A 25,420-nucleotide genomic window follows, 5' to 3' on the forward strand; every position below is an offset into this window, starting at 1 on the left:
ACTTACTGCCTTTCTGTGCGTACCGTGACGGGCAGCGAAGCCATGCCCCGGATGACGTTGTTGAGCTTGCGGACCGGCTCGCCCGCGAGCTCGATCGACGACACCCGCCGTACCAGCGCGCCGAGCACCGCGTGCGCCTCCAGCCGGGCCAGCCCCTGGCCCGGCTGGAGGCGCACGCGGTAGCCGAGGGCGACGTGGTCGACCGGGTTGCGGCGGACGAGGAACTCCTCGGGGCGTTCCCACTTGCGTTCGTCCCGGTTGGCCGAGGCGAAGGACAGCAGGACCTTGGTGTCGGCCGGGATGGTGATGCCGTCGATGTCCACCGGCTGGGTGGTGCGCCGGAAGAAGCCCTGTGCGGGGGACTCCAGTCGCAGTGACTCCTCGAACGCCGGGCCGATGAGCGCCGGTTCGGCGCGGACTTCCTGGTAGGGCTGCGGGTGCCGGGCGAAGAGGAGGATCGTGTTGCCGATCGCGTTGATGGTGGTGTCCATGCTGGCGATCACGTACGCGGACAGCAGGGGCACCACGGAGGCGGCCTCGATGTCCCCCCGGTCCGCGGCCTGGTGGACGGCGGCGGCCCAGCCGTCCGGGCGGAGGTTCTCCGGCACCATCACCGTGTTGAGGTACCCGAACATCTGGCTGATGAAAGGGATGGACGCCTGGGCGCGGGCGTTGAACGGGCCGAAGGTGTTGAACGCCGCGTCCGCGGACGACAGCAGTGGGCCCCGCGCTTCCTCGGCGAGCCCGACCAGGTCGGCGACCACGGTCACCGGGAACACCGCGGCAAGATCGGCTACGGCATCGAAGCCGCCCTTGGCCACGGCGTCGGCGACAAGGACGTCCGCGAGGGCGGCGATCCGGGTACGGAGCCCCGCCAGGGCCTTGGGGGCGAGCTTGTCGGACAGCAGAGCCCGCAGCCGGGTGTGGTCCGGCGGGTCGCTGGCCAGCACGGTGCCCTTCATCTGCGCGTTGAACTGGTCCTCGTAGCCGACGCCGTGCGCCGACGAGAAGCGTTCGTGGTCGGCCAGAGCCGCGCGGACGTGGTCGTAGCGGGGAAGGACCCAGGCGTCGTAGGCGGCAAGCCGTACCGCGGGGCCGGCTTCCCGGAGCTCACGGAGCGCGGGGTACGGGTCGTGCAGCACGTCGTCGGCGAACAGGTCGACGTCGGAGGTCGGCAGAGGCAAGGTCGCATGCATCGACAACTCTCCTTCGAGTTGCTCGGGCCACGACGGAGCTCCGGAGGTGGAAGAGGACCTGAGCTGTCGGCACGAGGGCGTGGGAAGCGAAGAGAAGCGAACCCATGTGTGAGTCAGCACTCACGCACGTGGTGAGCATGAGCTCACAACCGATCGTGCCGCGTCAAGCCCTGTGCGCGCACTTGCGCAACGGCGAGCCAGGAGGTCAGCGGCCGTCCGGGGTGGCGAGGAGGTAGGAGATGACCGCGGTCTGGAGGTGACTGCGCAACTCGCTCCAGGGCAGCGGGCGGTCGGACTCCAGGAACTCGCCCTGCGTGACGCGGTGCGCGATCGTGGCATAGACCAAGCGGAAGGCGAAGTCCAGCGCGGCCTCGGGATCCGGGTGCGCAACGGGGATGTGACGCAGTGCCTCGGCGAAGTTGCGGTTGCCCTCGACGCTGACGCGTGAGCCCTCGACCCGTACCGCTTCATGCCGGGTGCCGAGCAGCAGAAAGACGCGCAGCAGGGACTCGTAGGCCTGGAAGGCGTCGGTGATCGCGCCTACCGCCTCGGCGACCGCCACGGCCGGATCGCGCAGGATGCGCAACCGCTCCGGGGACATGCGCTGGCTGATCTCGGCCTGGAGGTTCTCGGTGAAGGCGTGCTGGATGGCCAGCAGAAGTCCTTCCTTGTCGCCGAACCGGCGGTAGATGCTGCCGACCGCCATGCCGGCCCGCTCCGCGACCGCGGCCACGGTCAGTGCGTCCACTCCGCCCTCTTCGAGCAGCGCGTACCCGGCCTGCATGAGGTCCTGCTGCGAACGGCGACTGCCTTCCCGGAGGGCGGCAGGCCTGCGAGTGGGGGACTCGGTCATCTGCGCAGTTTATCGACCGGGGTCTTGACGTCCATGTTGCCGTCGTGTGAATCTCGCTTCACTCCAAGTGTGAATCTGAATTCACACGAACTGCGGCCTGCACCGCACGGTCGAGCCGCACCTCTCTCCTTCCCACCACGGCCCCTCGCAACGGCGCGGGGCTGTCTTTGGAGGTGTCCGATGGCTCCGCACCATGACATCGCCGTCGTCGGCTACGGCCCGACCGGACTCGCCGCGGCGTCCCTGCTCGGCCGGCTCGGCCACCGGGTGGTGGTGTGCGAACGCTGGACGGCCCTGTACGGGCTGCCCCGGCTCACCCACATCGATGACGAGACCGCACGGACCGTCCAGGCGGCGGGCGATGTCGAGGAGGCGCTGCGGGACTCGTCCCCGTGCGAGTACCTGTGGGTCAACGGCAAGGGCGAGACGCTGGTGCGCATCCCGGCGACCCCCGACGGCCCGATGGGATATCCGGACCACATCTCCATGTACCAGCCGGACGTGGAGCAGGCGATCGACAAGCGCTTGCGCGGCTACGGCACGGTCGACGTCCGCCAGGGCTGGGCGGTCACCGGCCTCGACCAGGACGACGACGGCGTCACCCTGCGCCTGTGCGGCTGGAACACCGAGACAAGCTGTGCGGACGGTCCGCGCGACGAGGTCCGGGCCCGCTATGTGATCGCCGCCGACGGCAGCCGCAGCGGGGTGCGGGAACTGCTCGGAGTGGAGCGTGAGGACTTCGGGTTCAACGAGAGTTGGGTCAACATCGACACCGAGTGGTTGCGCCCACAGCCCCCGGAGTTCGCCTACGGCACCCAGTACTGCGATCCCGCGCGGGGGCACATGACCATCAACATCGGCACAACCCGCCAGCGCTTCGAGTTCGCCGTCCTGCCGGGCGAGACCCGCGAGGAGATGACCGCGCCCGAGACGGCCTGGCGCCTGCTGCGCGACTACCACGACCTGGGCCCGGACGATGTGCGGATCACCCGCCAGCTCGTCTACGGCTTCGAGGCCCGCATCGCCACCCGCTGGCGCACCGGCAGGGTCTTCCTGGCCGGCGACGCCGCCCACACCATGCCCCCTTACCTCGGCCAGGGGGCGTGCAGCGGCATCCGCGACGCCACCAACCTCGCCTGGAAACTGCACCTCGTCCTCGGCGGCCTGGCGCCCGACGCCCTGCTGGACACCTACGAGAGCGAGCGCCGCCCGCACGTCACCGCCCTCACCCACATGGCGATCGGCCTCGGAAAGGTCGCCAATACCCACGACGTCGAGGCCGCGGCGGCCCGGGACGCGGCCTTCTTCGCCGGCAAGGTACCCCCGCCGCCCCCGTTCCCGCCGCTGAGCGGCGGAGTGCTGCGCAAGGAAGCCGGCACACCGGTCGGCACCCTCACCCCGCAGGGCCGCGTCCGTCTGGCCGACGGCCGCACCGGACGCCTCGACGACCTGACCGGATACGGCTTCACCCTCGTCACGGCCGAGGACTCCACCGCCGCCCTCGGGCCGGAGCGGCTCGCCCGGCTGGAGCGCCTGGGCTGCGCCATGGTCGCCCTCGACACCGTCGACGACCTCGACGGACAGCACCGGGAATACCTCTACCTGCTCGGCGCGGTCGCGTATGTGGCGCGTCCCGACTTCGTGCTGTTCGGTACGGCGGTCGACAGTACGGACCTGTGCGCGCTGGTGGACGACCTCGACGCCGCGCTGTCCGGAGCGTCCGGAACGGTAGGGGCAGCCGTATGACGACCGGAGATCCTGGAGCGGAGGCCGTGCTGCCGGTGCTGGTCGCCGCCCAGCACCGGGCCATGCCCTTCACCCGGCTCACCGACTGCGGCATGGATCCCGCCGACGCCCGACGGCTGCTCGCCGACACCACCGCCGGAATCCCTTGGCAGGATGCCGCCACGATGATCGCCGACGTACAACTGGAGCGCGCTCGGGTGTCGGAAGCCGCGGGCCACCGCACGACCGCCCGGCAGGCATACCGGTTCGCCTCCGGGGCCCTGATGTTCGCGCAGATGGCGTACCAGAGCGACACTGCGGAGAAGCGGGATTTGTACGCCCGGCACACCACCGCGACCGCCGCTCTCGCACCCGGCGTAGAGCGAGTGGAGATCACTCACCGCGGCGGCGTCCTCGGCGGATGGCTGTGCCTGCCGCCGACCGGCGCCGCCCCGGCCACCGTCATCGTCTGGGGCGGGCTCAGCGGCTGGGGCGCCGCGTACTTGCCCGTCGCCGACGCCTACACCGCGCGCGGCCTGGCCTGCCTGCTAGCGGAAGGTCCCGGTCAGGGCGAGTCGCGGCTGCGGCACGGACTGTACGTCGACGAGCGCGTCACGGAGGGCTTCGCCCGCTTCGTCGACCTGGTCGAGGCCGATCCCCGCCTCGGCGGCGCGATCGGGGTGCAGGGCATCAGCTTCGGCGGCCTGTTCGCCGCCCACCTGGCCGCCGCCGATCCGCGCGTCGGCGCGGTGGTGGTCAACGGCGCCCCGGCCGCGCCCACGGTCCCCGAATTCCGCACCGCCCGCGAGCAGATGGCCGCCGTGGTCGGCACCGACGACCCGGACCGGGTGACCGAGGTCATGGACGCCCTGCGCTTCGACCCGGACAAGCACCGCATCACCTGCCCGCTGCTCCTGCTGCACGGCGGCCAGGACCCCCTGGCCCGCTACGAGGACCAGGAGCCGTTCCTGCGCGCCGCCGACCCCGCCGCCGCGACCGTCCGCATCTGGCCCGACGGCGAACACACCCTCTACAACCACGCGGCCGAACGCGACGCGCTCACCGGCGACTGGTTCACCGACCACCTCACCGGCCAGAGCACCCCGAAAGGTTAGGGCCACCAGTGGACTTCACCGTCGAGACCGCCACCGACGCGGTGGTGGAGAGCTTCCGGCAGACCAAGGACGAGCGGCTGCGGCAGATCATGGAGAGCCTGACCCGCCACCTCCACGCCTTCGTACGGGACATCGAACCCACGATCCAGGAGTGGGAGGCCGCGATCGGTTTCCTCACCGCCGTCGGCCACACGTGCGACGAGACCCGCCAGGAGTTCGTCCTGCTCTCCGACATCCTGGGCGTCTCCATGCTCGTCGAGACTTTGAACGGGTCCGAGGAGGGAACCGAGAGCACCGTCCTCGGCCCCTTCCACATGACCGAGTCGCCCCGCCGCGAACTCGGCGACTCCATCTCCTGCCCGCGTTCACCCCGGCCGCCGAGATCCCCACCACCCACGCGCTGCTCTCCGCGTCACTCGTCGCGAGCACCGCGCTCCAGGGCGGCGACCCGCACCTGGCGGCCGGTCATCACAGGCCTGTCCGGGTGCGACGCGGCATCGACCGGCTCACCACCTCGCTCGGCTACGCGGAGGCCCTCGCCATCGGCGAGTCCCTCACCGCTTCCGTCGCCCAACTGCCGTACGAGGACGGCGACCTGTGGGCCTCCCTGCCCGCGGCTTCCGGCGGCAGCCCCGGCGCCCCGGGTCACGGGCTTGCCCGTGTCGCCGACCTCCGCGGCCACGAACTCCTCGAAGCGCTGCTCGATCAGGTCGGCCGCCCGGCGCAGCAGCGCGGTGCGTTCCCGTACCGGGGGTGTGGGCCCAGCCGGGCCACGGCCGCGGGAGAGGATCACGGCAGGGCCTGCTGTGCCGATGGCCGAACCGGACCCCGGGAAGAGGCCGGTGCCCAGCGCGCAGCCGAGGCCGATCATGGTGGTCTGGCGGTGGGTGAGCGAACGTACGAGCTCGCCCGGGGCTTTCCGTCCCCGCCTGCGGCGGCTGGCGGCCCCGGCGGGAGGGGTGTCGCGTTGCCGGTCTGGGTCATCTCTCTTCCGGTACGCAGTGGGCCAGCGCGTCGGCGGCTCGCCAGCAGTCGTGGAAGGTGGAGTAGAGGGGCACCGGCGCCAGCCGGATGATGTCCGGCTCGCGGGCGTCGGCGACGACTCCGTGCTCGTGGCGGAGCCTGCGGGCAAGGGCGGCCGCGCTCGTACGGCCGACGCGCAGCGACAGTTGGGCGCCTCGGCGTTGCGGGTCCCTGGGGGTGATCACCGTCAGCGGACGGGTGGGGGTGATCGCGTCGAGAAGCCCCTCCAGGTACCCGGTCAGCTTCTCGCTGCGCCCCCGCAGCTCCGCCATGCCGACGGCGTCGAACAGTTCCAGCGAGGTGCGTACCGGGCCCATGGCGAGAATCGGCGGATTGGAGATCGCCCATGCGTCGGCGGTGGCCGGCGGCTGGGAGACCGGTTCCATCCGGAACCGGGTGGCGGCGTCAGTGCTCCACCACCCTTCCAGGCGCTGCAGACCCCGGTCGGTGACGTGCCGCTGGTGGATGAACACCCCGGACAGCGCGCCGGGGCCGGAGTTGAGGTACTTGTAGGAGCACCAGGCGGCGAAGTCGACGTCCCAGTCGTGCAGATGGAGCGGGACGTTGCCCGCCGCATGGGCAAGGTCCCAGCCGACCGTCGTGCCCGCGGCATGGCCGGCCGCGGTGATGGCGGGGATGTCCATCAGCTCGCCAGTGAGGTAGTTGACGCCGCCCAGCAGCATCAGGGCCACTGTGTGTCCCTGCCGGTCGAGGAAGTCGACGACGTCCTGCGTGCTCAGGCAGTCCTCCCCGGGACGCGGACGCAGCCTGATGACCGCCTGGTCCGGATCGAGGCCCCGGAAGCGCACGTGGCTGCGCACCGCGTAACTGTCGGAGGGGAAGGCGCTGTCCTCGATCACGATCTGTGTCCGCTCCCCCTGGGGGCGGTAGAACGAGACCATCAGCAGATGCAGGTTCACCGTCAGGGAGTTCATGACGACGGTCTCTTCGGGCAGCGCCCCGACCAGGCGCGCGGCCGGTTCGGTCAGCAGGCGGTGATAGCCGAACCACGGGCGTACGGCGTCGTGGTGGCCTTCGACGCCGAAGCGGCTCCAGTCGGACAGGTCCTCCGTCAGTTCCACGAGGGTGGCCTTGGGCTGCAGGCCGAGGGAGTTGCCCGCGAGGTACGCGGTCTCGGTGTATCTGCCGCCGTCGGCCGGCGGTATGCGGAACAGCTCGCGGCGCCCCGGCAGGGCTTCGTCGAGCTGGTGGGCCTCGGCTTCGGAGGCGGTGGATCGCGCGAGCAAGGCAATACCCTTCTGGGAAATGGAGCCGGATGACCGGAGGCGGGTCGAAGGAGGCGCCGAAGCGGCGCGCGTGGGCCCGGAAGGTGGTCATGAGCCGGAAGGTGGTCATGAGCGGGCTGGTCGCTCTGGTGGCTGGGAGTGAAGTGGTCAGCGCCGCGCCGTGGCCGGACCCATCAGACGGAGGGTCTCGGCATGAACTCGGGCGGAGGGCACGGCGAGTTCCACGGGAGAGTCGAAGTGGTTGCGCCCGGACTGCCGGTCAGGAATCCCGCCGTCATCCCGTGCGGGTGCGGTATGTCGAGTCCGGCGTCGAAGGCCTGGATGAGGGAGCTCTGTGCGGCGCTCCCGCCGGCCAGCACCAGCGGTTCCCGGTCCACGCCCTCGAAGCGCAGCCCCGGCGCGGACCACCCCGTGAGGAACGGCCTGATGCGGTGGTAGAAGACGTAGTGATCGCACCAGCGCTCGACGTCGAGGAAAGCGTCGGTCACCTTGTCGACGACATCACGGATACCGAGCAGCGCCTCGGTGAGACCGGCCTGGTCCGGGCCGGGCCGCACAGCGGGACTCCATCGCCATCACGGTGCCCAGCACCAGCAGGACCACGGCGCGGATCGCGATCCGGGCCTTCGCCTGCCGGCCCGCCAGGCCCGTCTTCGGCTCGCGGCGGCCGGCGAGCAGCATCAGCGAGAACCCGGCGAGAGTGGCGAACAGGACCGACGAGTGGCCATCCGCTATGTAGCGGATGGCGGCCACCATGGTGGCCAGGCTCGCCAACGGTAGGACAAGCTCACCCGCGGGCGAATACTGCAACTCTCGAATACCGACACTTCGCCAGTGGGGGTCGATGCCGTCGGCCGGCATCTTGCGCAGGGCGGCGACGCACCAGAACGTCACGTCCCTGGCGAGGGCGAAGAAACGCTCGACACGGGCGCGGTTGCCGGGGAAGGCGTCCTCCAGGGCGTCCACGGCGCCGGCCCAGTCGGCGGGCAGGATCACATCGTGCCGACCGGGTACCACGGCGCGGTGCAGGTCATGCTCCTGGACGAACTCCAGCGAATCGGCGACGCCCAGCATCTCGAACAGCACGCGCAGCGTGTACTGCTGGTCCCCCATGCCGACTCGGACAACTGGTGCAACGCCGTCTCGAGCTCGAAGCGGCCGCGTTGGAAGGAGGTGGCTCAGCCCCCGGGGACCTTGTGGCACTCCACCAAGAGGGTGCGCAGTCCCGCGCGTTGGAGGGTGGCGACGGCGGTCAGTCCGGCGTTGCCCGCGCCGATGACCACCGCGTCGAAGTCCGTCGTCGCGGTCAGTGTTCGGCAGCCTCTCGGGCGATCTGCTCGAACTGGGCGCCCATGGCCTCGGAAAGTGCCTGGGCGGCGGAGAGCGGGCGCACCATCACCGTGAACTCGTCGATCTTCCCGTTGTCGTCGAAGTGCAGGAAGTCGCAGCCCTGGAGCTTCTTGCCGGCGACGGCGGCGGTGAAGACGAAGGCGTGGTCGCGGCCATCGGGGTTGGCGATCTCACGGATGTAGGTGAAGTCCTCGAAGACCCGGCACACGCCGCGCAGGATCGCGGCGGTGATGGCCTTGCCCGGGTACGGCTTGAAGGCGACGGGGCTGGTGAAGACGACGTCGTCGGCCAGCAGAGCGGCCACGGCCTCCAAGTCGCCGCTCTCGACTGCTTTGCGGAAGGGATGCATGAGCCCACCTCTTATACTCAAAAACTTGAATAGGTGTATGAGAGATTAGAGAGCCCGTCAGGGCTTGTCTACAAGGAAAGGGCGACCAATCAATCACTTCGTTGAGTAATCACAATGGTGCTAGCGTGTGTCCATGGCTTTGCGGAACGCGTTGATGGCCGCGCTGTTGGAGGGCGAGGCGTCCGGGTACGACCTCGCGAAAGCGTTCGACGCGACGGTCGCCAACTTCTGGATGTCGACGCCCCAGCAGCTCTACCGGGAGCTGGAGCGCATGGAGGCCGAAGGACTCGTCACGGCCCGCGTCGTCGAGCAGGAGCGACGCCCCAACAAGCGACTGTTCTCCTTGACGGAGGCCGGGCGGAAGGCCGTCCGCGCCTACACCGCCGAGCCCTTGGGCAAACCGGCGGTCATCCGGGACGAGCTGCTGGTCAAGGTGCAGTGCCTGGACGCGGGCGACATGGAAGCGGTCCGGACCGCCATCGCCGAGCGCATGGAGTGGGCCACCGCCAAGCTGGCCCGCTACGAGCGGCTCCGGCAACGTCTGCTCGACGGGCGCTCTGAGGACGCGTACTTCGCCGAGGCCGAGCGTATCGGCCCGTATCTCACGCTGTTGCGCGGGATGTCGTTCGAGCGGGAGAACCTCCAGTGGGGGGACATGGCACTGCGCAGGCTCGAACAGCGCACGGCCGCGCTCCGGGCCGAGAGCTGACCTGCGCCAATCCCACCTGCACGATTAGTCAAAAGTGAGGGGCTGCACGCTCGTGATCAGCCCGGCCCTGAGCGGTCGTCGGTCTACGTCCGAGCGAGGACCGGCTGTGGCTCCTCGTCGGCGGGATTGCGATGCAGCCCCTTGCGGTCGTAGAGCCGGGTCAACCGACGCCGAAGAGGCGCGCGACCACGAGCCTCACGCCCAGCATCACCCGGCCTCGGGTCAGTCCGGCGTAGCCCTGGACGTCGTAGTAGAGGATGGAGCAGACAATGCCGGTGATCTGACGCCGGGGCTCGAACTCGCAGCGGGCGCGGAAGAAGGAAGAGAGTTCAGCACGAGGAGCCGTCGGCGTCGTCACAAGCCAGAGCGTCACACCGTCGGGGAGGCGTCCCCAGCGGACGCGGCCACCGGAAGCAGCGCCGGCCGCTTGGCCTGGCGGCCGTCACCGGAGGAGCGGCCACGCAGGCGGCGGCCGATCCAGGGGCCGAGGAAGGTGCCGACCCAGCGCAGTTCGGCACCCACGGCCCTCCAGGCAGAGATGTCCGTCCCCGCGGCCGGAAGGGGAAGGGCCCACTTGTCGTCGCTGCCTGGCAGACCGAGCGCCTGGGCCACAGCAGCCGCGATGCGCGTGTGTCCCAACGGGCCGGCGTGCAGCCGGTCAGCACTCCACAACCGCGGATCGGTCGCCGCCGCGTGCGCGGCCGTCTCCGCCACCACCACGCCGTGGCGGTCGGCGGCCTCCCGGATGCGCGCGTTGAGAGCGAGTACACGGTGACCGATCGGGCGGGCCAACGGCGTCATACGTCCGACGTCGGGAAACATGAGGGTCGCGACGGTGGCGCCCTGCGCGGTGAGGGCGGCGAACATCGCCTCGACATGGCCGGCCACCTCGTCGAGGTCGCACCTCGGACGCAACACGTCATTGACCCCAGCCACCACGGTGGCGAGGTCGGGCCGCATCGCGAGAGCCGGACCGAGCTGCTCGGCGCGCACCTGACCGGCCTTACGGCCGCGCACCGCGAGGTTGGCGTAGAGCAGGCCGGGACTGTGGCGAGCGACCTGCTCGGCGAGCCGGTCCGCCCAGCCCCGAAGACCACGGACATCGTCGCCGTCCCCGAGCCCCTCTGTGTGACTGTCCCCCAGGGCGACATAGCGCAGATACCCACTGCTCGGCACGGGGACTGACCGCCTCTCGTCAACGCTGTTGGTGGAAGTGGCACACGGCCACTGCCGGACAACTAAGCACCTAATCGCATTATTGAATATGACGATAGCTACGGGCTCACCTTCCTGCAAAGTGACGCCGCTCTGGGAGGAGCCGAGGCCGTCGAGGACGGTCCACCGCCCCGGTCCACCGCCCAGTCGGGTGTCGGCCGTCTCACGGGCGTGAGAACCCCGTGGCGGTAATACGCCCCGTACTGGCTCGCCCCGTGCCACGGGGACTGTCGGGCGAGTTTCGAACGTTCCGAGCGCAAGTCAGTGATCATGCACCCGTGTATGCGCAGCGAACGGGAGGTCAGCAAGCCGCGGTCTTCGGAGCGTGCAACGATTCGCATGTGCCCCCAGCAGCGGTGCCCGTGTTCTGCCGTCTCGCTTCCGGACCACTCACTTCTCCCGACCCGGTACCTGAGGAGTGGCCGGCCCCTGAGCGATCAGCCGTCGACGGTACCTGGGCGCGGCTGTCGATAGGGCCGCACCGCGCGGCGCGCTATGGCGAAACGGTGCGTCTCCGACGGGCCGTCGTAGATCCGGAACGGCCGCACCTCCCTGAAGAGACGGGCCAGCGGGGCGTCGGCGGCCGAGATGCCGAGCGCTCCGCAGATCTGCACCGCCCGGTCGACCACCCGGTTCACCGCTTCCGCCACGAAGGTCTTGGACACCGAGGTGAGCTGAGAGGCGGCGGCGGAGCCGGTGTCCAGCTCCCAGGCGGTACGCAGGATCAGTGCGCGGCTCGCCTCGATGTCGATCTCGGAGTCGGCCAGCATCTGCTGGACCATGCCGAGGTCGCCCAGCGCCGAGCCGAACGCCATCCGGCTGCCCGCCCGCTCCAGCGCGACGTCCTGAGCGCGGCGTGCGGCTCCCAGCCAGCGCATGCAGTGGGTCATCCGGGCGGGACCGAGCCGGACCTGGGCCCCTTCGAAGCCGCTGTCCACCGCCCCGAGTACCTGCTCCTCCCCCACCACGCACCCCTCGAAGACGATCTCGCTGTGCCCGGCGAAGAGTGACTCGTCCAGGGTCTCGATGGTCCGGACGATGCTCATGCCGGGGGTGCCGGCGTCGACCAGGAACATGGTGGCGCCGCCCGGGTCGCCAGGGCTGCCCGAGGTCCGGGCCATGACGATGGCGAAGCCGGCTCCTTGGGCACCGGTGATGAACCACTTGCGCCCGTCGATGCGCCAGCCGCCGGGAACCCGGGTCGCGGTGGTCCGCAGGGATCGGGGATCGGCACCCGCGCCCGGAGCCGGTTCGGTCATGGCGAAGCAGGACCGGGTCCCGCCCGCGGCGAGCGGACGCAGATACCTCTGCTTCTGCTCTTCGGTGGCCACCTTCTCCAGCAGGTGCATGTTCCCCTCGTCCGGGGCCGCGCAGTTCAGCGCCAGCGGTCCGAGCAGCGAGTAGCCCGCCGCTTCGAACACCACCGCCTGCCCTCGCAGGTCGAGCCCGTGTCCACCCCACCGCGTCGGTACGTGTGGAGCGAACACACCCGCGTCACGGGCGGCTTTCTGCAGGTTTTCCCGCAGCGCCTCGGGAGCGTCGTGCACGGACCCGCCGCACTCGCGCTCGGCAGGAATGACCACCTCGCGCACGAACTCGGCGGTGGACGCAGCGAGTTGAGCGACAGTCGGATCGACATCGAACTGGATGGGCACGGGACCTCCCGCCGACGGGCGTACGAGCACTGGCGCCCGTCGCGTCCTAGAAACTGTATAGCGTCTTCAGTATCTTGCCGGGAAGCACCTGCGACGGGAAGACGACAGGAGAAACACCATGAGCCTGCCCGTGACCACCGAGCCGGTCCGGATCGTCCACCACCCCGACGGAGTCGTGGAGCTGAGGCTGGACGATCCCGGTCGGGGCAACGCCCTTGATCTGAGGACGGCCGAGGCGCTGCGGGACAGGGCCGTCGAGGTGGCCGCGGACCCGGGCGGCGCGGTCCTGCTGCGATCGACGGGCGGCAGCTTCTGCGTGGGCGGTGACCTGCGCGCATTCGCCGGCCGCGGCGCGGAGACCGGCAGCTACGTGCACGCCGTGGCGAGTGCCGCGCACGCCGCGATACAGGCCCTGCACGAACTGCCGGTACCGCTGGTGACCGCCGTGCGCGGCGCGGCCGCGGGCGGCGGAATCGGCCTCGCCCTGGTGGGGGACATCGTCCTGGCGGCCCGGTCCGCACGGTTCCGGCTGGCATACACGGCGGTCGGGCTCACGCCGGACTGCGGGGCCTCATGGTTCCTGCCACGCCTGGTGGGCCCCCGAAGGGCGGCGGACCTGATTCTGACCAATCGGGTCCTGACCGGCGACGACGCCGAACGGTGGGGCCTGGTCTCCCGGTCGGTGGACGAGAAGGAACTGGACGACACGGCGCATCGGACCGCGGCCGATCTGGCCGCCGGCGCCGGTGACGCGCTGCACGCCGCGAAGGCCCTGCTGCGCGCCGGCGGCGGTGAGGAACTACGCCGCCACCTCACCGAAGAGGCGCGGCTGATCGCCGCCCTGGCGGACGGCCGGGAGGCACAGGACCGCATGGCGTCGTTCCTCGCCGCGGGAGGCCGCCCGAAGGCGGGCGACCGCCGGGCCGAGACCATGGAATCGGAAAGTGTTTCTTGAGTTCCTCTTCACTAACGGTCCCGCCGGGGCGTAACCTCCGGGCAACACAGAACCGAGGAACCGGTCACCACAGAACCGGGGAAAAGGTGTGGCGATGCAATCTGCTGCCGTGGACCTTCCGGACGCATCCGACGAACCCCTCACCGAAGCCGTCGTCGACCTCGTTCTGCGTGGTATGTGGCGCGGCCGGCCGGAGTCCGAGCACCGTCCGCTGGTCGACGCCGGGCTGGCGATGGTGAAGGGGCCGGTGGTACTGCCGACCGAGCGCGCCAAGACCGCCGCCGCGCAGATCCTGCGGGTTCCCAAGGGCTCTGCCCAGGAGCAGCAGATCACCGCGGCGTACGAGGCGTTCCTGCCGGTCAACCGCAAGATCCGCGACGTCTGCACGGCATGGCAGTGCCGCCCCGACGGCACCGCCAACGACCACTCCGACGACGCCTACGACGCCGAGGTGCGCGAGTCGCTCGAAGACGTGCACGAGGCCATCCAGCCCGTCCTGCGCAGGCTGGACCGGGTACTCGCGGGCAGCGGACGGTACCTGACGGCCCTGGAGGAGGCCCTCGACCGCTTCGACGACGGCGCGCCGGCGTGGCTGGCCTCGCCGCTGTGCGACTCGTACCACACCGTGTGGATGCGGCTGCACCAGGAGCTGCTGCTCGTGCTGGGAATCAGCAGGGCCGAGGACGAGGCCCGCGAAGAGGAACTGGTCACCAGGAGCCGGGGTTGAGCGTCACCTCCCGCGAGGCGGGCCCGCTCGCACAGTCCGGGGCGCCCTCCGGAACCCACAGCCGGATCCTGGTGCCCTACGGGCAGGGACGGACCCGGGGCCTCGACGCCGACGAACTCGGCGCGCACGGCGCGGCGATGGACCGGCTGGTAGCCCTCGGCCTGCCGGTCGTGCCGGGGCTCACCGTGCCCGCCGGCGCCGCCGCCTCGCTGTGCGATCCCGATACCGCCGAAGCCGCCGTGGCCCTGGTCGAACAGCTCTCGGGGCGGCGCATCGGGGACGCGGCCCGGCCGCTGCTGCTGCGCCTGTCGGCGAGCGCGCCGACCGAGATCGCCGGACTGCCGCCCGACCTGGCCTGTCTCGGCGTCACTCCGGCCCGTGCCGACGACCTGTGCGCCCTCATCGGGCGGGGGGACGCGCTGTACGAGGTGTGGGCCACCACCGTACGCGTGATCGCCGAGTACGCCCTCGACGTGCCCGGCGCGGTGCTCGACGACGCCCTCCTGGACACGCCCGTGCCGCGGGCACGGGTGGAGGTGCTGCTGTCCCTCACGGGGGAACACGGCTCCCGGCCCTTCCCCGACGACCCTGCGCAGCAGCTCGCGCTGGCCGCCCGTGCCCTCCTCGCCCGGTGGGACTCGCCGCGTGCCAGAAGGTCCCGCCGAGCCCAGCGGCTCCCCGCCGACCTGGCCGTCGCCCTGCATGTGCAGGGCCTGCGTATCGGCCCGGCGGACCACTCGGGCTACGGCACGGCGGTCAGCCGCGACCCTGAGACCGGGCGCCTCTCTCCCCAGGGCTCCTTCTTCCGGGGGGTGCGCCGCAGCGCTCCGCCGCCGCACACCGGTGAGCCGCTGGAACAACTCGCGGGTGGCACCGCGCTCCTTGAGCACTCCCTGCTCACCCTGGAGCGGCATCTGCGCGCGCCGGTGTCGGTCGACTTCGAGGTGCGCGACGACGAGATCTCCCTGCTCGCCGCCTCGGCGCAGGCCCGCCCGCCGCTACGGGCGTCGGTGTGTCTGGCCGCGGACCTGGGCCGGGACGGGGCGCTCGGCCGCGAGGAGGCCGTAAGGCGGGTCACGCCCGCGCAGGTGCAGGAACTGCTGCACCCCCAACTACGGCTGACCGGTGGGGAGGAGCTCCTGGCGAAGGGGCTGCCCGCGTCCCCGGGGGCGGCGACCGGAGCGGTCGTGCTGTCCAGTGAACGTGCCCTCGAACTGGCCGCGGACGGCACCCGGGTCGTGCTCGTGGCCGCCGAGACGACCCCGGCGGACGTCCCCGGGATGCTGGCCTCCGCCGCCGTGCTGACCGGCAGTGGCGGTATCGCCTCGCATGCCGCCGTGGTGGCGCGAGGCGCCGGCAAGCCCGCGGTGTGCGGCGCCGAGGGGCTGCGCGTGGACCTGGCCGCCGGGACGGTCCGCTTCGGGGAGCGGGTGGTGCGTGAAGGCGACCCGGTCTCGCTGGACGGCCGTACCGGCGCCGTGTACGCGGGGACGCTGAGCGTCAGTGTGGCCGGACCGCCACCCGAACTGTCCACCTTGTTGGAGTGGGCGGACGGCGTGCGCCGGCTGGGCGTGCGGGTCAACGCCGACACCGCCGCCGAGGTGGACACGGCCCTGGCCCTGGGCGCGGAGGGTGTCGGGCTGTGCCGTACGGAACACCAGTTCCTCGGCGAGCGGCTGCCGCTGATCCGCCGGGTGCTCCTGGCGGCCGACCAGACCGCCCGCGACGAGGCGCTGCTGGCGCTGGAGCGCGCCCAGCACGAGGACTTCCACGCGCTGCTGGCCGCGGTCGGGAACCGCCCGGTGACCGTGCGCCTGTTGGATGCCCCGCTGCACGAGTTCCTGCCCGCCCCCGGGCATGCCATGGACGCGGCTGAGGAGCAGCGGGCGGCCGCGCTGCACGAGGCGAACCCGATGCTCGGGCTGCGCGGTGTGCGGCTGGCGCTGCTGCACGAGAGGCTCTACCCGGCGCAGGCCGAGGCGCTCTTCACCGCCTGGGCCGATGTCGCCGCCACCGGAGTCCGTCCGGAGCTGGAGGTGATGATCCCGCTGGTCAGCCTGCCGGAGGAACTGGCAGCCGCGGCCGCGTACGTACGCGGTGCCGCCGACGCCGTCGCCGCCCGCACCGGGGTGGAGGTCCCGTACCGGCTCGGCACGATGATCGAGACCCCGCGGGCCGCGCTGCTGGCCGGCGAACTCGCCGAGCATGCCGAGTTCTTCTCCTTCGGCACCAACGACCTCACGCAGCTCACCTACGGCTTCTCCCGGGACGACGTCGAACGGCAGGTGCTCGCCTCGTACCAGGAACGCGGGTTCCTGACCGCCAGCCCGTTCGCCCGGCTCGACCCGCACGGGGTGGGCGCCCTGGTCCGCCTGGCGGCCGAGCGGGCACGGGGCGTGCGGCCCGATATCAAGCTGGGCGTGTGTGGTGAGCACGGTGGGGATCCGGAGTCGATCGCGTTCTGCGACGACCTCGGCCTCGACTACGTCTCGTGTTCCGCGCACCGCGTGCCGGTGGCCCGGATGGCGGCCGCGCACAGTGCCCTGCGGGAACGGCGTGACGAGAGCGGGAGCGCACGATGACGAGCACCATGACCGACGGCACGGCCCTGACGGACACCGAGTTGGAGGAGCTGCGCGAGACCGTTCGCTCGGTGTGCGCGGACTCCGGCGGCACCGCCGCGGTGCGCCGGCTGTCCGAGGAGGCCCCCGGCATCGACGCCGACTTGTGGGGCACCCTCGGCCGGCAGGTCGGCCTCGCGGCCCTCGGCCTGCCCGAATCGACGGGAGGCATCGGCGGCCTCGCCGAGATCGCCGCCGTCTGCGAGGAGTTGGGCAGGACACTGGCACCGGTACCGCTGCTGTCCTCCACCGTGCTGGCCGGGCAGGTGCTGGCCGGCTGCGGTGATGCCGGCAAGGCGCCGGCCGGCTGCGGTGGTGCCGGCAAGGCGCCGGCCGGCTGCGGTGGTGCCGGCGAGGCGCTGGCCGACCTGGCCGGGGGCGCCGTGCATGCCTTGGCGGTGGCCGCGCCCGACGGGACGTGGCGGGCCGACGCCGTGCCGGTGGCCGCCTCCTGGCAGGGCAGCGTCCCCCTGCTGAACGGCACGGCGCCGTTCGTCCTCGACGGCGCCGACGCCGAGGCGCTGGTGGTGGCCGCGGCCGGCACCGATGGCGTCGACCTTTTCCTGGCCGACCCCCGTGAGCCGGGAGTCACGGTGCGCCGGGTGCCCACCCTGGACCTCAGCCGGGGCCAGGCGGTGGTCACCTTCTCCGGTGCCCGGGCCCGGCCGCTGACCGTCGGCGGCGAGGGGGCGGACATCGTCTCCCGCGCCCTGGACGTGGCCCTGGTGGCCCTGGCCGCCGAGCAACTGGGCGGAGCGCAGGCCGCCTTGGACATGACGGTGGCCCATGTGCGCGACCGTACCCAGTTCGGTAGGGCGATCGGCGGCTTCCAGGCGGTCAAGCACGCCTGCGCCGACATGCTGCTCCAGGTCGAGGCCGCACGGTCGGCCGTGGTGCGCGCGGTCCGGGCGGACGGCTCGCCCAAGGCGCTGGCCGAGGCGGCGGCGGTGGCACAGGCGTGGTGCGGCGAGGCGTTCGTCTCCGTCGCCGCCGAGTGTGTGCAGTTCCACGGCGGGATGGGCTTCACCTGGGAGCACGACGCGCACCTGTACTTCCGGCGCGCCCAGTCCGACGCGGTGCTGCTGGGCGGCGCCGCACACCATCGGGAACGGCTGGCCGGGCTGCTGGGCTGGTGACGTGGAAAGGAGGGACGGAACGTGACCACCAGACTCATCGACGAGTCGTTGTTCGAGAACCGGAAGAACCTGGAGAACCTGGAGAACCAGGAGTTCGACGGCGAGTATCCACCGCGTCTCGTGGGCGCACGCTGCTCTGACTGCGGCACCGTCGTCTTCCCCCGGCAGGACTCGTGCCCCAGGTGTCCGGACGGGGTGATGTCGGTGCGGGTGCTGCCGGTGAGCGGGCGCGTGTGGTCGTGGACGCTCCAGGCGTTCCCGCCGAAGCCGCCGTACCGGGCGCCGTCCGGCGGCCACCGGCCCTACCACGTCGGCTATGTGGACCTCGGTGAGGTACTGGTCGAAGCGCGGCTGGCGGTGCCCCGCGAGGAGATCCGGATCGGTCTGCCGGTCCGGCTCACCACGGTGCCCGCGTACCGGGACGAGGACGGAACCGAGGTGGTGACCTTCGCGTTCCGCCCGGAGCGGGACGGGGAGCGATGAGCGGGCGCGACGACGTGTACGTGGTCGGATGCGGGATGCATCCCTTCGGCCGCGACGAGAGCGTCACCGGAATGGACATGGCCGAGCATGCGGTACGGGAGGCGCTGGCCGACGCCGGCGTCGCCTGGGCGGACATCGGCTACGCGGCCGGCGGCTCCGACGTGTCCGGCAAGCCCGACACGTTGGTGGGCCGGCTGGGCCTCACCGGAGTGCCGTTCGTCAACGTGCAGAACGGCTGCGCGACCGGTGCGTCCACCGTGCTCGCGGTGGCCAACGCGCTGCGCGCGGGCGAGGCCTCTCTGGGACTGGCGGTGGGGTTCGACAAGCACGAGCGGGGCGCGTTCCACGTCTCCGCGGCCCGCTACGGCCTGGGCGACTGGTACGCCGAGACCGGCATGATGCTCACGACCCAGTTCTTCGCGCTGAAGACCCAGCGGTACCTGTACGAGCACGGGGTCTCGGAGCGGGCGCTGGCGATGGTCGCCGCACGAGCCTTCCGCAACGGCTCGCACCACCCCCTGGCCTGGCGCCGCAGGCCGCTGACGGAGCGGGAGATCCTGGACTCCGCCGAGGTCAGTCCCCCGCTCACCCAGTACATGTTCTGTTCGCCCGGACAGGGCGCGGCGGCGCTGGTGCTCGCACTCGGCGACCGTGCGTTCGATCTGTGCGAACGGCCGGTCAGGCTCGCGTCGCTGGCCTTCCGGACCCGGCGGTTCGGTTCGTTCGAGGTGTTCTCGCCCTGGCTGCCGCCGGGACCGCACCACAGCCCCAGCGTCGACGCCGCGGAGGCGGCCTTCCGCACGGCGGGGGTGCGGCCCGCTGACGTACAGGTCGCCCAGTTGCAGGACACCGACAGCGGCTCGGAGCTGATCCACCTGGCGGAGACCGGGCTGTGCGGCCATGGCGAGCAGGAGGAGCTGCTGGCGGCCGGGGCCACCGATCCGGCGGGCCGGATACCGGTCAACACCGACGGCGGCTGTCTGGCCGGCGGGGAGCCCGTCGGCGCCTCGGGGCTGCGTCAGTTCCACGAGGTCGTACGGCAGTTGCAGGGCCGGGCGCCCGGTGTGCAGGTGCCCGGCGCCCCCCGGGTGGGCTTCACCCATGTGTACGGGGCGCCCGGGATCAGCGCGTGCTCGGTCCTGACGGTGTGAGAGGCGGGGGGGCAGGCCATGCGGCACGGTGCGGCCGCCGATACTCGCGCCCCGACCAGGACTGCGGGGTCGACGTCCTGGTGAACAACGCGGGTGTGTCGTTGGACGCGGAGCTGCGGCCCCCGTACCTCGACGAGGGCATCCTGCGCGCCACATTGGACACCCACCTCACCAGCGCCTGGCGTGTGACGGAAGCCGTCGTCCGGGGCATGGTGGAAGCCGGCTACGGCCGGGGCGTGAACGTCACCAGCTCGTACGGTTCGCCGGCGCTGGTGGACTCCGGTCGGCACCCCGCCTACCGGCTCTCCAGGACGGCGCTCACCGCCCTGACCCGGATGCTCGCGGCCGAGTTGGCCGGCACGGGAGTCCTGGTCGACGCCGCCGCCCCCGGCTGGACCCTCAGCGGTATGGGTGGCCTGTCCGCCCCGCGTTCGCCGACCGCGGACCCCTGCCCTGGTGACCCGCCTCAGGTGCGTGAGCCGGCCTGGTCCGCCGGCTTCTGCTCGGCGGCGACGATGCGCAGCGCCAGCGCCCTGACCGCCTCCAGTACGGACCGGGAGGGCAGCTGGGAGAGCGGTCCCCCCTCCGCCCGCAGTGCGGTGACGAGCATGGTCGTACTGATCAGTGTGCGGACCGCGAGCGCCTGTGCCGCGTGCCGGGCCTTCGCCGCCCTGGGGCTGCGTGTGGTGCCCTCGGGCAGATAGTCGTAGCCGCGCTGGATGTGGCGCTGTTCGAACTCGTCCCGCAGCACCTTGACGTTGCCGCTCGCGGAGGCGACCTGGACCTGGTACAGACGGGCCTCGTCCGGGTTCCGCTCCACCCAGTCCCACACGGCGTCGATGACCCGGACCAGGGCCTCCGAATCACCTGGCTCGGAGGCCGGCCGGGCCGCCTCGACGACCGCGTTCAGCTGGTCGAAGACTCGGCGCATGGCGAGTTCGAGCAGCTCCTCCTTGCCGTCGAAGTGGTAGTAGACGGCCGTGGGGACCACCTGGGCCTCGTCCGCGATGTCCTGAATGCTGGTCTCCGCGAATCCGTTGCGGCCGAACACCCGCACGGCGGCGGTGATGATGTGCTGCCGCCTCGAGGGTCGGTGGGCGGGCTGCTTGCCGTTCTTCGTGGTGGCCATGATGCTCCCTGCCCGCTGCCGTGAACCCCGCGCTTCCTGCGCCCCGGGTACTGATGATTCTATCCAGTAACTCCGATCACCCTTCCGCATAATTCCCGTTGTCCGTGCGCCTCGGGAGCACCGAGGTCACGGCATACTTGACACCATGACGACATCCGGAACCCGCGCCGCTCACCGTCCGTCGCGCAAGCAGTGGGTGGTCGAGGCGGCCACGGAGTTGTTCGCCACCCAGCCGCCGGACGAGGTGACGGTGGCCGACATCGCCGCTCGTGCGGAGATGACCTCGGCGGCGGTGTACTACCACTTCTCCTCCAAGGACCAGGTCCTGGCGGAAGCGATGCGGGCGTTCGCCGCCGCGCTGCGCGAACAGTTGGAGGCGCTCACCAAGGCCCATGCCCCCGGCTCGGACGTGGGGGCGGCGGTCACCGCACTGCTGGCCTGGCTGGGCGAACACCGGTCCGCCGCCACCGTGTTCTTCGTGTCGTCGGCCGGCATGAGCCAGGAAGCGGAAACGCTGCGTCAGGAGAGCCGAACGGAGTTGCTGAACGAGCTGGTGCGGCTGATCCGCAAGGCCCGCGAGTCCGTCTCCGAGGCGGAGGCGGCGGTGATCGGCCTGGGCCTGCTGGCGCTGCTGGAGACCGCGGCGATCTCGCAGGTCCGGGGCGACGACGTCTACCGGTCGCTGGGACACCGCTTCTTCGTCCGCGAGGTCGGCGATCTCGCGGAGCGGATCGCCGACCCGGCCAGATAGGCCTGTGGCCTGTGGCCTGTGGCCTCTGACCTCTGACCTCGGATCACACGAGCAGGCGGAGAGGCTTGCGCAGCAACTCACCGACCGTGCGCAGATATTCGGCGGCGGGTGCCCCGTCGATGGCACGGTGGTCGAAGGTGAGGCTCAGGGTGAGCACCCGCGTCCGCAGGGGCCGGTCGTCCACCCACTCGACACCGTCCCTGAGCCTGCCCACCCCGAGGATCGCGACATTGCCGGGGTTGATCACGGGGGTGAAGAAGTCGACGCCGTATCCACCGAGCGAGGTGACGGTGAAGGTGGCCCCTTCCAGCTGTGCGGGGGAGATCCGCCCCTCCCGCGCGGCCTGGGCCAGGGACCTCGACCGGCGGGCGATCTCGGGCAGCGCCAGCGCCACCGCGTCCTCGATCACGGGGACCATGAGGCCGCCCGGGACGGCCACCGCGAAGCCCAGGTGGATGCCGTCGAGCAGATGGATACCGTCCTCCCGCACCGTCGCGTTGAGCAGCGGGTGCTCGCGCAGGGCCAGGGCGGCGGCCCTCAGCAGGAAGTCGTTGATGCTGGGCACCGGCAGTTCGCTGTCGGCCCACTCCTCCTTGAGCCGGTCCCGCAGGGACACCACGGCGTCCATCCGCACCTCGTAGCCGTGCGTCAGCTGTGCCATCTCCTGGAGGCTGGCGTGCATCCTGCGGGCGATGGTGCCGCGCATTCCGGTGAGCGGGAGGATGTCGCCGGGCTGAGGGGCCGCGTCCCGGCGAAGAGGCGGCGGAGCGACCGCGTCGAGGTCGGACCGGCGGATACGTCCGCCGGGTCCGGTGCCGTTCACGCCGGAGAGGTCGATGCCCCGCTCCTTCGCCAGCTTGCGGACCAGTGGCGAGGAGGGGGTGCCGCTCGGCGGAGCGGGCGTGGCGGGGTCGCCGGGGAGGGCCGCGAGGAAGTCCTCCACGTCCTCGGAGACGATCCGGCCGCCCGGCCCCGTGCCGTGTACGGCGGTGAGGTCGACGTCGGCGGCCGCGGCGACCCGCCGGGCGTTCGGCGAGGACAGAAGCCGGTCCCCGGTGCCGTTGACGGTGGGCGCCGCAGCAGCTCCGGCGGCGCCGGGGGCCACACCGGCACCGCTGAGGGCAGCCACGGCGGCCGTGTCCGCGCCGGGCGTCGGCGCACCCGCCGCCTCCGGTGGCTGCTCGCCCTCGGCCAGCAGCCAGCCGATGAGGGCCCCGGCCGGGACGGTGGCGCCCGCTGGGACCACGGGGTGGAAAAGTCCCCCGGCCTCCGCCTCGACGTCCACGTCGACCTTGTCCGTGGCCAGCCGCAGCAGTGCGTCGCCCTCCGCGACGGCCGCGCCGGTGGGCACCAGCCATTCGTCGATCGTGCCTTCCTGCATGGTCAGGCCGATCTTCGGCAGCAGAACCTCGACCGCCATGTCGGTCACGACCTTTCGAGGAGGCGCCGGCAGCCCTGGGCGATGCGGGCGCGATCGGGCACGTACGCCTTCTCCAGGACCGGCGAGAAGGGCACCGGGGAGAAGGGGGCGCCGATGCGCAGGACCGGCGCGTCCAAGTAGTCGAAGGCGGCGTCCTGGATCTGTGCGGCGATCTCCGCGCCGAGCCCGCCGAAGGTGACGGCCTCGTGCACCACGAGCACGCGGTTGGTGCGGCGGACGGAGGCGAACATCGTCTCGGTGTCCAGCGGCTGCACGGTGCGGGGGTCGATCACTTCGATCTCCACGCCCTCGGCCGCGAGTTCGTCGGCCGCCGCGAGGGCTTCTCCCACCATGCGGCCGAGGGCTATCACCGTGACGTCGGAGCCCTGCCGGGCGGTGTGCGCCCGGCCCAGCGGGATGCCGTAGATCTCCTCGGGCACCTCGCTCGTGCTGCCGAGCAGGACCTTGTTGAGCATCACGACGACCGGGTTGTCGTCCCGGATGGCCGAGACGGTCAGGCCCTTGGCGGTGTACGCGTCGCAGGGCATCACCACCTTGAGGCCGGGCACGTGGGCCAGCCAGGCCTCCAGGCTCTGGCTGTGCTGGGCGGCGGCGCCCAGGCCCGCGCCGGAGGCGGTGGTGATGGTGAGCGGCACGGACAGCGCGCCGCCGAACATGTACTTCATCTTGGCGGCCTGGTTGACGATCTGGTCGAGGCAGACGCCGATGAAGTCCATGAACATCAGGTCGACGACGGGGCGCAGCCCCCGGGCGGCGGCTCCCACGCCGAGGCCGACCAGGGCGGCTTCGGAGATCGGGGTGTCGATCATGCGGCGGGGGCCGAACTCGTCGAGCAGATTGTCGAACATACGGAACACGCCGCCGTATCCGGCGACGTCCTCGCCGGCGACGAAGACGTTCTCGTCCTCGCGCATGGCCTGCGCGAGCCCCTCGTTGAAGGCCTTGACGTAGGTGAGTTTCCGCGTGGCGACGGCCGGTGCTTCGGTGGTGGTCATGGCGGTCATCCCGAGTAGACGTTGAGCAGCAGGTCGGCGGGGTCGGGCAGCGGGCTGGCCTCGGCGTACGCGATGGCCTGGGCGATCTCGTCGCGCGTGCGCCGCCATACGTCGTCCAGCTCCGCACGCGTCGCGGTGCCGTCGGCGACCGCCCGGGCCTCGATCAGGTCGATGGGGTCGCGGGCTCTCCACTCGGCGACCTCCTCGTCCGAGCGGTAGGGATGACGCAGACCCTTGACGCCCTGGTGGTCGAAGTAGCGGTAGGTCTTGGCCTCGATCATCATCGGACCCGCGCCGGACCGGGCCCGTGCGACGGCCTCGGTCGCGGCGCGGTGGACGGCGACCGCGTCCATGCCGTCGACGATCACGCTGGGCATGCCGTAGGCGGCGGCCCGGTCGGCGACGTCGGTGAGGAGCATGTGCCCGGACTGCGGGGTGAACTCGGCGTAGCCGTTGTTCTCGCAGACGAAGACCACGGGCAGGCCGAGGATCGCGGCCATGTTGGCGCCCTCGTGGAAGGTGCCGATGTTGGTGGCGCCGTCGCCGAAGAAGGTCACGGCGACGCTGTCCTCGCCCTTGTACCGGGCGGCGAAGGCGGCGCCCACGGCGATCGGGACGCCCGCCCCGACGATGCCGTTGGCGCCGAGCATGCCCCGGGTGAGGTCGTTGATGTGCATGCTCCCGCCACGGCCGAGGCATGCGCCGGTGACCCGGCCGTACAGCTCGGCGTACATCTCGCGGAAGCCGACGCCCTTGGCCACGGCATGCCCGTGGCCGCGGTGGGTGGAGGTGATCTGGTCGTCGTCGCGCAGGGCCGCCATCACTCCGGCGGCCACGGCTTCCTGGCCGACATAGAGGTGGAGGAAGCCGGGCAGTTTGCCCGCCTCCATGAGCTTTCCCGCCTCGGTCTCGAAGAGCCGGATGCGCACCATGCGCTCGTGCAGGTCCTTGATGACCTGCGTGCTGACCTGCGCGGATTTCTTCGACGCCGTTGATGCTCGTTGAGCCATCGTCCGCCCCTTCGCCCGAGGGAGGTTGCCAAGCAATCGGACTTACTTATGCCGGTCTACAGTAACTAGCACTGGGCACCTTACTGAACAGCGTCTCTAATTACTACCTCTCGCCCGGATCGTGGCCCCGCATGTCCACCAACTCCACGGCGTTACCCTCGGGATCCGCCCAGAAGCTGATCCGCCGACCGCGCGCCCGGACGACGACCGGGTCCGACAGAGGCCGGGCACCCACGGACGAGAGCGCCGCCACCACCGGGTCCATATCCTCGAGATGGAAGGTGAGATACGACAGCCCCGGACGCCCGGCCGGCAAGGGCGGCGCATATACCGACACAGGGGCCGACCGGGGAAGGAGCAGCTTGACGCACCCCCCCGAGGGCACCCGCAGCCAGACGACGGTCAACTCGCCGCCGAGCCCGGCCGGACCCCCGATGGACTCCGGTATGCCTGAGCGACGCTCGGCGCGACAGCCGATCACGTCGCAGTAGAAGCGCTCCATCAGTTCCAGGTCCCGCACCACCAGACCCACCTCGAACGGCCGCGTCATGACCATCACTCCCACCCCCACGGGACCCCGAGCG

The 25,420-nt window shown here is 71.3% G+C and carries 25 protein-coding genes and 3 pseudogenes; 12 read left to right on the forward strand and 16 right to left on the reverse strand.

What is annotated here, in order from left to right; translation table 11 throughout:
- Positions 1-2: 2 nt before the first annotated feature.
- A complete protein-coding gene (locus CES90_RS34685) occupies positions 3-1,196 on the reverse strand; it encodes a cytochrome P450 (RefSeq protein ID WP_229914138.1) in 1,194 nt (397 codons plus the stop codon).
- A 205-nt stretch (positions 1,197-1,401) separates the two neighbouring features.
- The gene (locus CES90_RS34690) at positions 1,402-2,049 is read right to left on the reverse strand and encodes a TetR/AcrR family transcriptional regulator (RefSeq protein WP_189785699.1); all 648 of its coding nucleotides are present in this window, start codon (positions 2,047-2,049) and stop codon (positions 1,402-1,404) included.
- A 180-nt stretch (positions 2,050-2,229) separates the two neighbouring features.
- Here CES90_RS34690 and mhpA point away from each other — a divergent pair, with 180 nt between their 5' ends.
- The 3 genes and pseudogenes from mhpA to CES90_RS34705 form a co-directional block, all read left to right on the forward strand.
- Positions 2,230-3,795, forward strand: coding sequence for a bifunctional 3-(3-hydroxy-phenyl)propionate/3-hydroxycinnamic acid hydroxylase MhpA (gene mhpA, locus CES90_RS34695; protein WP_189785700.1), 1,566 nt, complete (start codon positions 2,230-2,232; stop codon positions 3,793-3,795).
- Positions 3,792-4,889 (forward strand): alpha/beta hydrolase family protein, encoded by a 1,098-nt coding sequence (locus CES90_RS34700; protein WP_229914139.1) that lies wholly within the window; start codon positions 3,792-3,794, stop codon positions 4,887-4,889. Before mhpA ends, CES90_RS34700 begins: the two co-directional genes overlap by 4 nt.
- Positions 4,890-4,897: 8 nt before the next feature.
- Positions 4,898-5,242, forward strand: a pseudogene (locus CES90_RS34705) (dioxygenase); the annotation flags it as partial.
- Positions 5,243-5,301: 59 nt separating this feature from the next.
- Here the strand turns inward: CES90_RS34705 and CES90_RS50240 are convergent.
- The 6 genes and pseudogenes from CES90_RS50240 to CES90_RS34735 all read right to left on the reverse strand — a co-directional run bounded on the left by CES90_RS50240 (position 5,302) and on the right by CES90_RS34735 (position 8,858).
- Positions 5,302-5,760: a hypothetical protein gene (locus CES90_RS50240; protein WP_229914148.1), complete on the reverse strand. Its 459-nt coding sequence runs from the start codon at positions 5,758-5,760 to the stop codon at positions 5,302-5,304.
- Positions 5,761-5,869: 109 nt separating this feature from the next.
- On the reverse strand, positions 5,870-7,159 hold the full coding sequence (gene kynU / locus CES90_RS34715; protein ID WP_189785701.1) for a kynureninase: 1,290 nt from the start codon (positions 7,157-7,159) through the stop codon (positions 5,870-5,872).
- Between the two features lie 173 nt (positions 7,160-7,332).
- Entirely contained in the window at positions 7,333-7,716 is a 384-nt protein-coding gene (locus tag CES90_RS34720; RefSeq protein WP_189785702.1) for a PrnB family protein, read from the reverse strand.
- Between the two features lie 7 nt (positions 7,717-7,723).
- Positions 7,724-7,906, reverse strand: a pseudogene (locus tag CES90_RS34725) (DUF418 domain-containing protein); the annotation flags it as partial.
- 431 nt (positions 7,907-8,337) lie between these two features.
- Positions 8,338-8,442, reverse strand: a complete 105-nt coding sequence (locus tag CES90_RS34730) for an NAD(P)-binding protein (protein WP_229914140.1) — start codon at positions 8,440-8,442, stop codon at positions 8,338-8,340.
- A 23-nt stretch (positions 8,443-8,465) separates the two neighbouring features.
- The gene (locus CES90_RS34735; protein ID WP_189785703.1) at positions 8,466-8,858 is read right to left on the reverse strand and encodes a nuclear transport factor 2 family protein; all 393 of its coding nucleotides are present in this window, start codon (positions 8,856-8,858) and stop codon (positions 8,466-8,468) included.
- 133 nt (positions 8,859-8,991) lie between these two features.
- Between CES90_RS34735 and CES90_RS34740 the strand changes: the two genes are divergently transcribed.
- Positions 8,992-9,567, forward strand: a complete 576-nt coding sequence (locus CES90_RS34740; RefSeq protein WP_189785704.1) for a PadR family transcriptional regulator — start codon at positions 8,992-8,994, stop codon at positions 9,565-9,567.
- Between the two features lie 160 nt (positions 9,568-9,727).
- On the opposite strand, the gene CES90_RS34745 is transcribed toward CES90_RS34740, so the two are convergent.
- From CES90_RS34745 to CES90_RS34755, 3 genes are all read right to left on the reverse strand, one after another.
- Positions 9,728-9,925, reverse strand: coding sequence for a hypothetical protein (locus CES90_RS34745; RefSeq protein WP_189785705.1), 198 nt, complete (start codon positions 9,923-9,925; stop codon positions 9,728-9,730).
- 11 nt (positions 9,926-9,936) lie between these two features.
- Positions 9,937-10,743 (reverse strand): SGNH/GDSL hydrolase family protein, encoded by an 807-nt coding sequence (locus CES90_RS34750; protein ID WP_189785706.1) that lies wholly within the window; start codon positions 10,741-10,743, stop codon positions 9,937-9,939.
- A 476-nt stretch (positions 10,744-11,219) separates the two neighbouring features.
- On the reverse strand, positions 11,220-12,437 hold the full coding sequence (locus CES90_RS34755; protein ID WP_189785707.1) for an acyl-CoA dehydrogenase family protein: 1,218 nt from the start codon (positions 12,435-12,437) through the stop codon (positions 11,220-11,222).
- A gap of 118 nt (positions 12,438-12,555) precedes the next feature.
- Here CES90_RS34755 and CES90_RS34760 point away from each other — a divergent pair, with 118 nt between their 5' ends.
- The 7 genes and pseudogenes from CES90_RS34760 to CES90_RS51395 form a co-directional block, all read left to right on the forward strand.
- Positions 12,556-13,392 carry an enoyl-CoA hydratase/isomerase family protein gene (locus tag CES90_RS34760; protein WP_189785708.1) on the forward strand — a complete coding sequence of 279 codons (837 nt, stop codon included), beginning with the start codon at positions 12,556-12,558 and terminating at the stop codon, positions 13,390-13,392.
- 94 nt (positions 13,393-13,486) lie between these two features.
- Positions 13,487-14,119 (forward strand): hypothetical protein, encoded by a 633-nt coding sequence (locus CES90_RS34765; protein WP_229914141.1) that lies wholly within the window; start codon positions 13,487-13,489, stop codon positions 14,117-14,119.
- The gene (locus CES90_RS34770; protein ID WP_189785709.1) at positions 14,116-16,701 is read left to right on the forward strand and encodes a putative PEP-binding protein; all 2,586 of its coding nucleotides are present in this window, start codon (positions 14,116-14,118) and stop codon (positions 16,699-16,701) included. The genes CES90_RS34765 and CES90_RS34770 overlap by 4 nt, the downstream gene beginning before the upstream one ends.
- Positions 16,698-17,876 carry an acyl-CoA dehydrogenase family protein gene (locus CES90_RS34775; RefSeq protein WP_189785710.1) on the forward strand — a complete coding sequence of 393 codons (1,179 nt, stop codon included), beginning with the start codon at positions 16,698-16,700 and terminating at the stop codon, positions 17,874-17,876. The genes CES90_RS34770 and CES90_RS34775 overlap by 4 nt, the downstream gene beginning before the upstream one ends.
- A gap of 21 nt (positions 17,877-17,897) precedes the next feature.
- Positions 17,898-18,359 (forward strand): Zn-ribbon domain-containing OB-fold protein, encoded by a 462-nt coding sequence (locus CES90_RS34780; protein WP_189785711.1) that lies wholly within the window; start codon positions 17,898-17,900, stop codon positions 18,357-18,359.
- On the forward strand, positions 18,356-19,510 hold the full coding sequence (locus CES90_RS34785) for a thiolase family protein (protein WP_189785712.1): 1,155 nt from the start codon (positions 18,356-18,358) through the stop codon (positions 19,508-19,510). Before CES90_RS34780 ends, CES90_RS34785 begins: the two co-directional genes overlap by 4 nt.
- A pseudogene (locus CES90_RS51395) lies at positions 19,507-19,911 on the forward strand (SDR family NAD(P)-dependent oxidoreductase); the annotation flags it as partial. The gene CES90_RS34785 and the pseudogene CES90_RS51395, both read left to right, overlap by 4 nt.
- A gap of 65 nt (positions 19,912-19,976) precedes the next feature.
- Here CES90_RS51395 and CES90_RS34790 read toward each other — a convergent pair.
- Positions 19,977-20,639, reverse strand: coding sequence for a TetR/AcrR family transcriptional regulator (locus CES90_RS34790; RefSeq protein WP_189785713.1), 663 nt, complete (start codon positions 20,637-20,639; stop codon positions 19,977-19,979).
- Positions 20,640-20,784: 145 nt separating this feature from the next.
- On the opposite strand from CES90_RS34790, the gene CES90_RS34795 reads away from it, so the two are divergent.
- Positions 20,785-21,390 carry a TetR/AcrR family transcriptional regulator gene (locus CES90_RS34795; RefSeq protein ID WP_189785714.1) on the forward strand — a complete coding sequence of 202 codons (606 nt, stop codon included), beginning with the start codon at positions 20,785-20,787 and terminating at the stop codon, positions 21,388-21,390.
- Between the two features lie 43 nt (positions 21,391-21,433).
- On the opposite strand, the gene CES90_RS34800 is transcribed toward CES90_RS34795, so the two are convergent.
- The 4 genes from CES90_RS34800 to CES90_RS34815 all read right to left on the reverse strand — a co-directional run bounded on the left by CES90_RS34800 (position 21,434) and on the right by CES90_RS34815 (position 25,386).
- Positions 21,434-22,810, reverse strand: a complete 1,377-nt coding sequence (locus CES90_RS34800) for a 2-oxo acid dehydrogenase subunit E2 (protein WP_189785715.1) — start codon at positions 22,808-22,810, stop codon at positions 21,434-21,436.
- A gap of 5 nt (positions 22,811-22,815) precedes the next feature.
- Complete coding sequence (locus CES90_RS34805; RefSeq protein WP_189785716.1) at positions 22,816-23,826, reverse strand: alpha-ketoacid dehydrogenase subunit beta; 1,011 nt, start codon at positions 23,824-23,826, stop codon at positions 22,816-22,818.
- A gap of 5 nt (positions 23,827-23,831) precedes the next feature.
- The gene (locus CES90_RS34810) at positions 23,832-24,836 is read right to left on the reverse strand and encodes a thiamine pyrophosphate-dependent dehydrogenase E1 component subunit alpha (RefSeq protein WP_229914142.1); all 1,005 of its coding nucleotides are present in this window, start codon (positions 24,834-24,836) and stop codon (positions 23,832-23,834) included.
- A gap of 103 nt (positions 24,837-24,939) precedes the next feature.
- Positions 24,940-25,386, reverse strand: a complete 447-nt coding sequence (locus CES90_RS34815) for a VOC family protein (RefSeq protein ID WP_229914143.1) — start codon at positions 25,384-25,386, stop codon at positions 24,940-24,942.
- Between the last annotated feature and the right edge of the window lie 34 nt (positions 25,387-25,420).

It is taken from the genome of Streptomyces capitiformicae (assembly GCF_002214185.1).
In the GTDB taxonomy this organism is placed as follows: Bacteria; Actinomycetota; Actinomycetes; order Streptomycetales; family Streptomycetaceae; genus Streptomyces; species Streptomyces capitiformicae.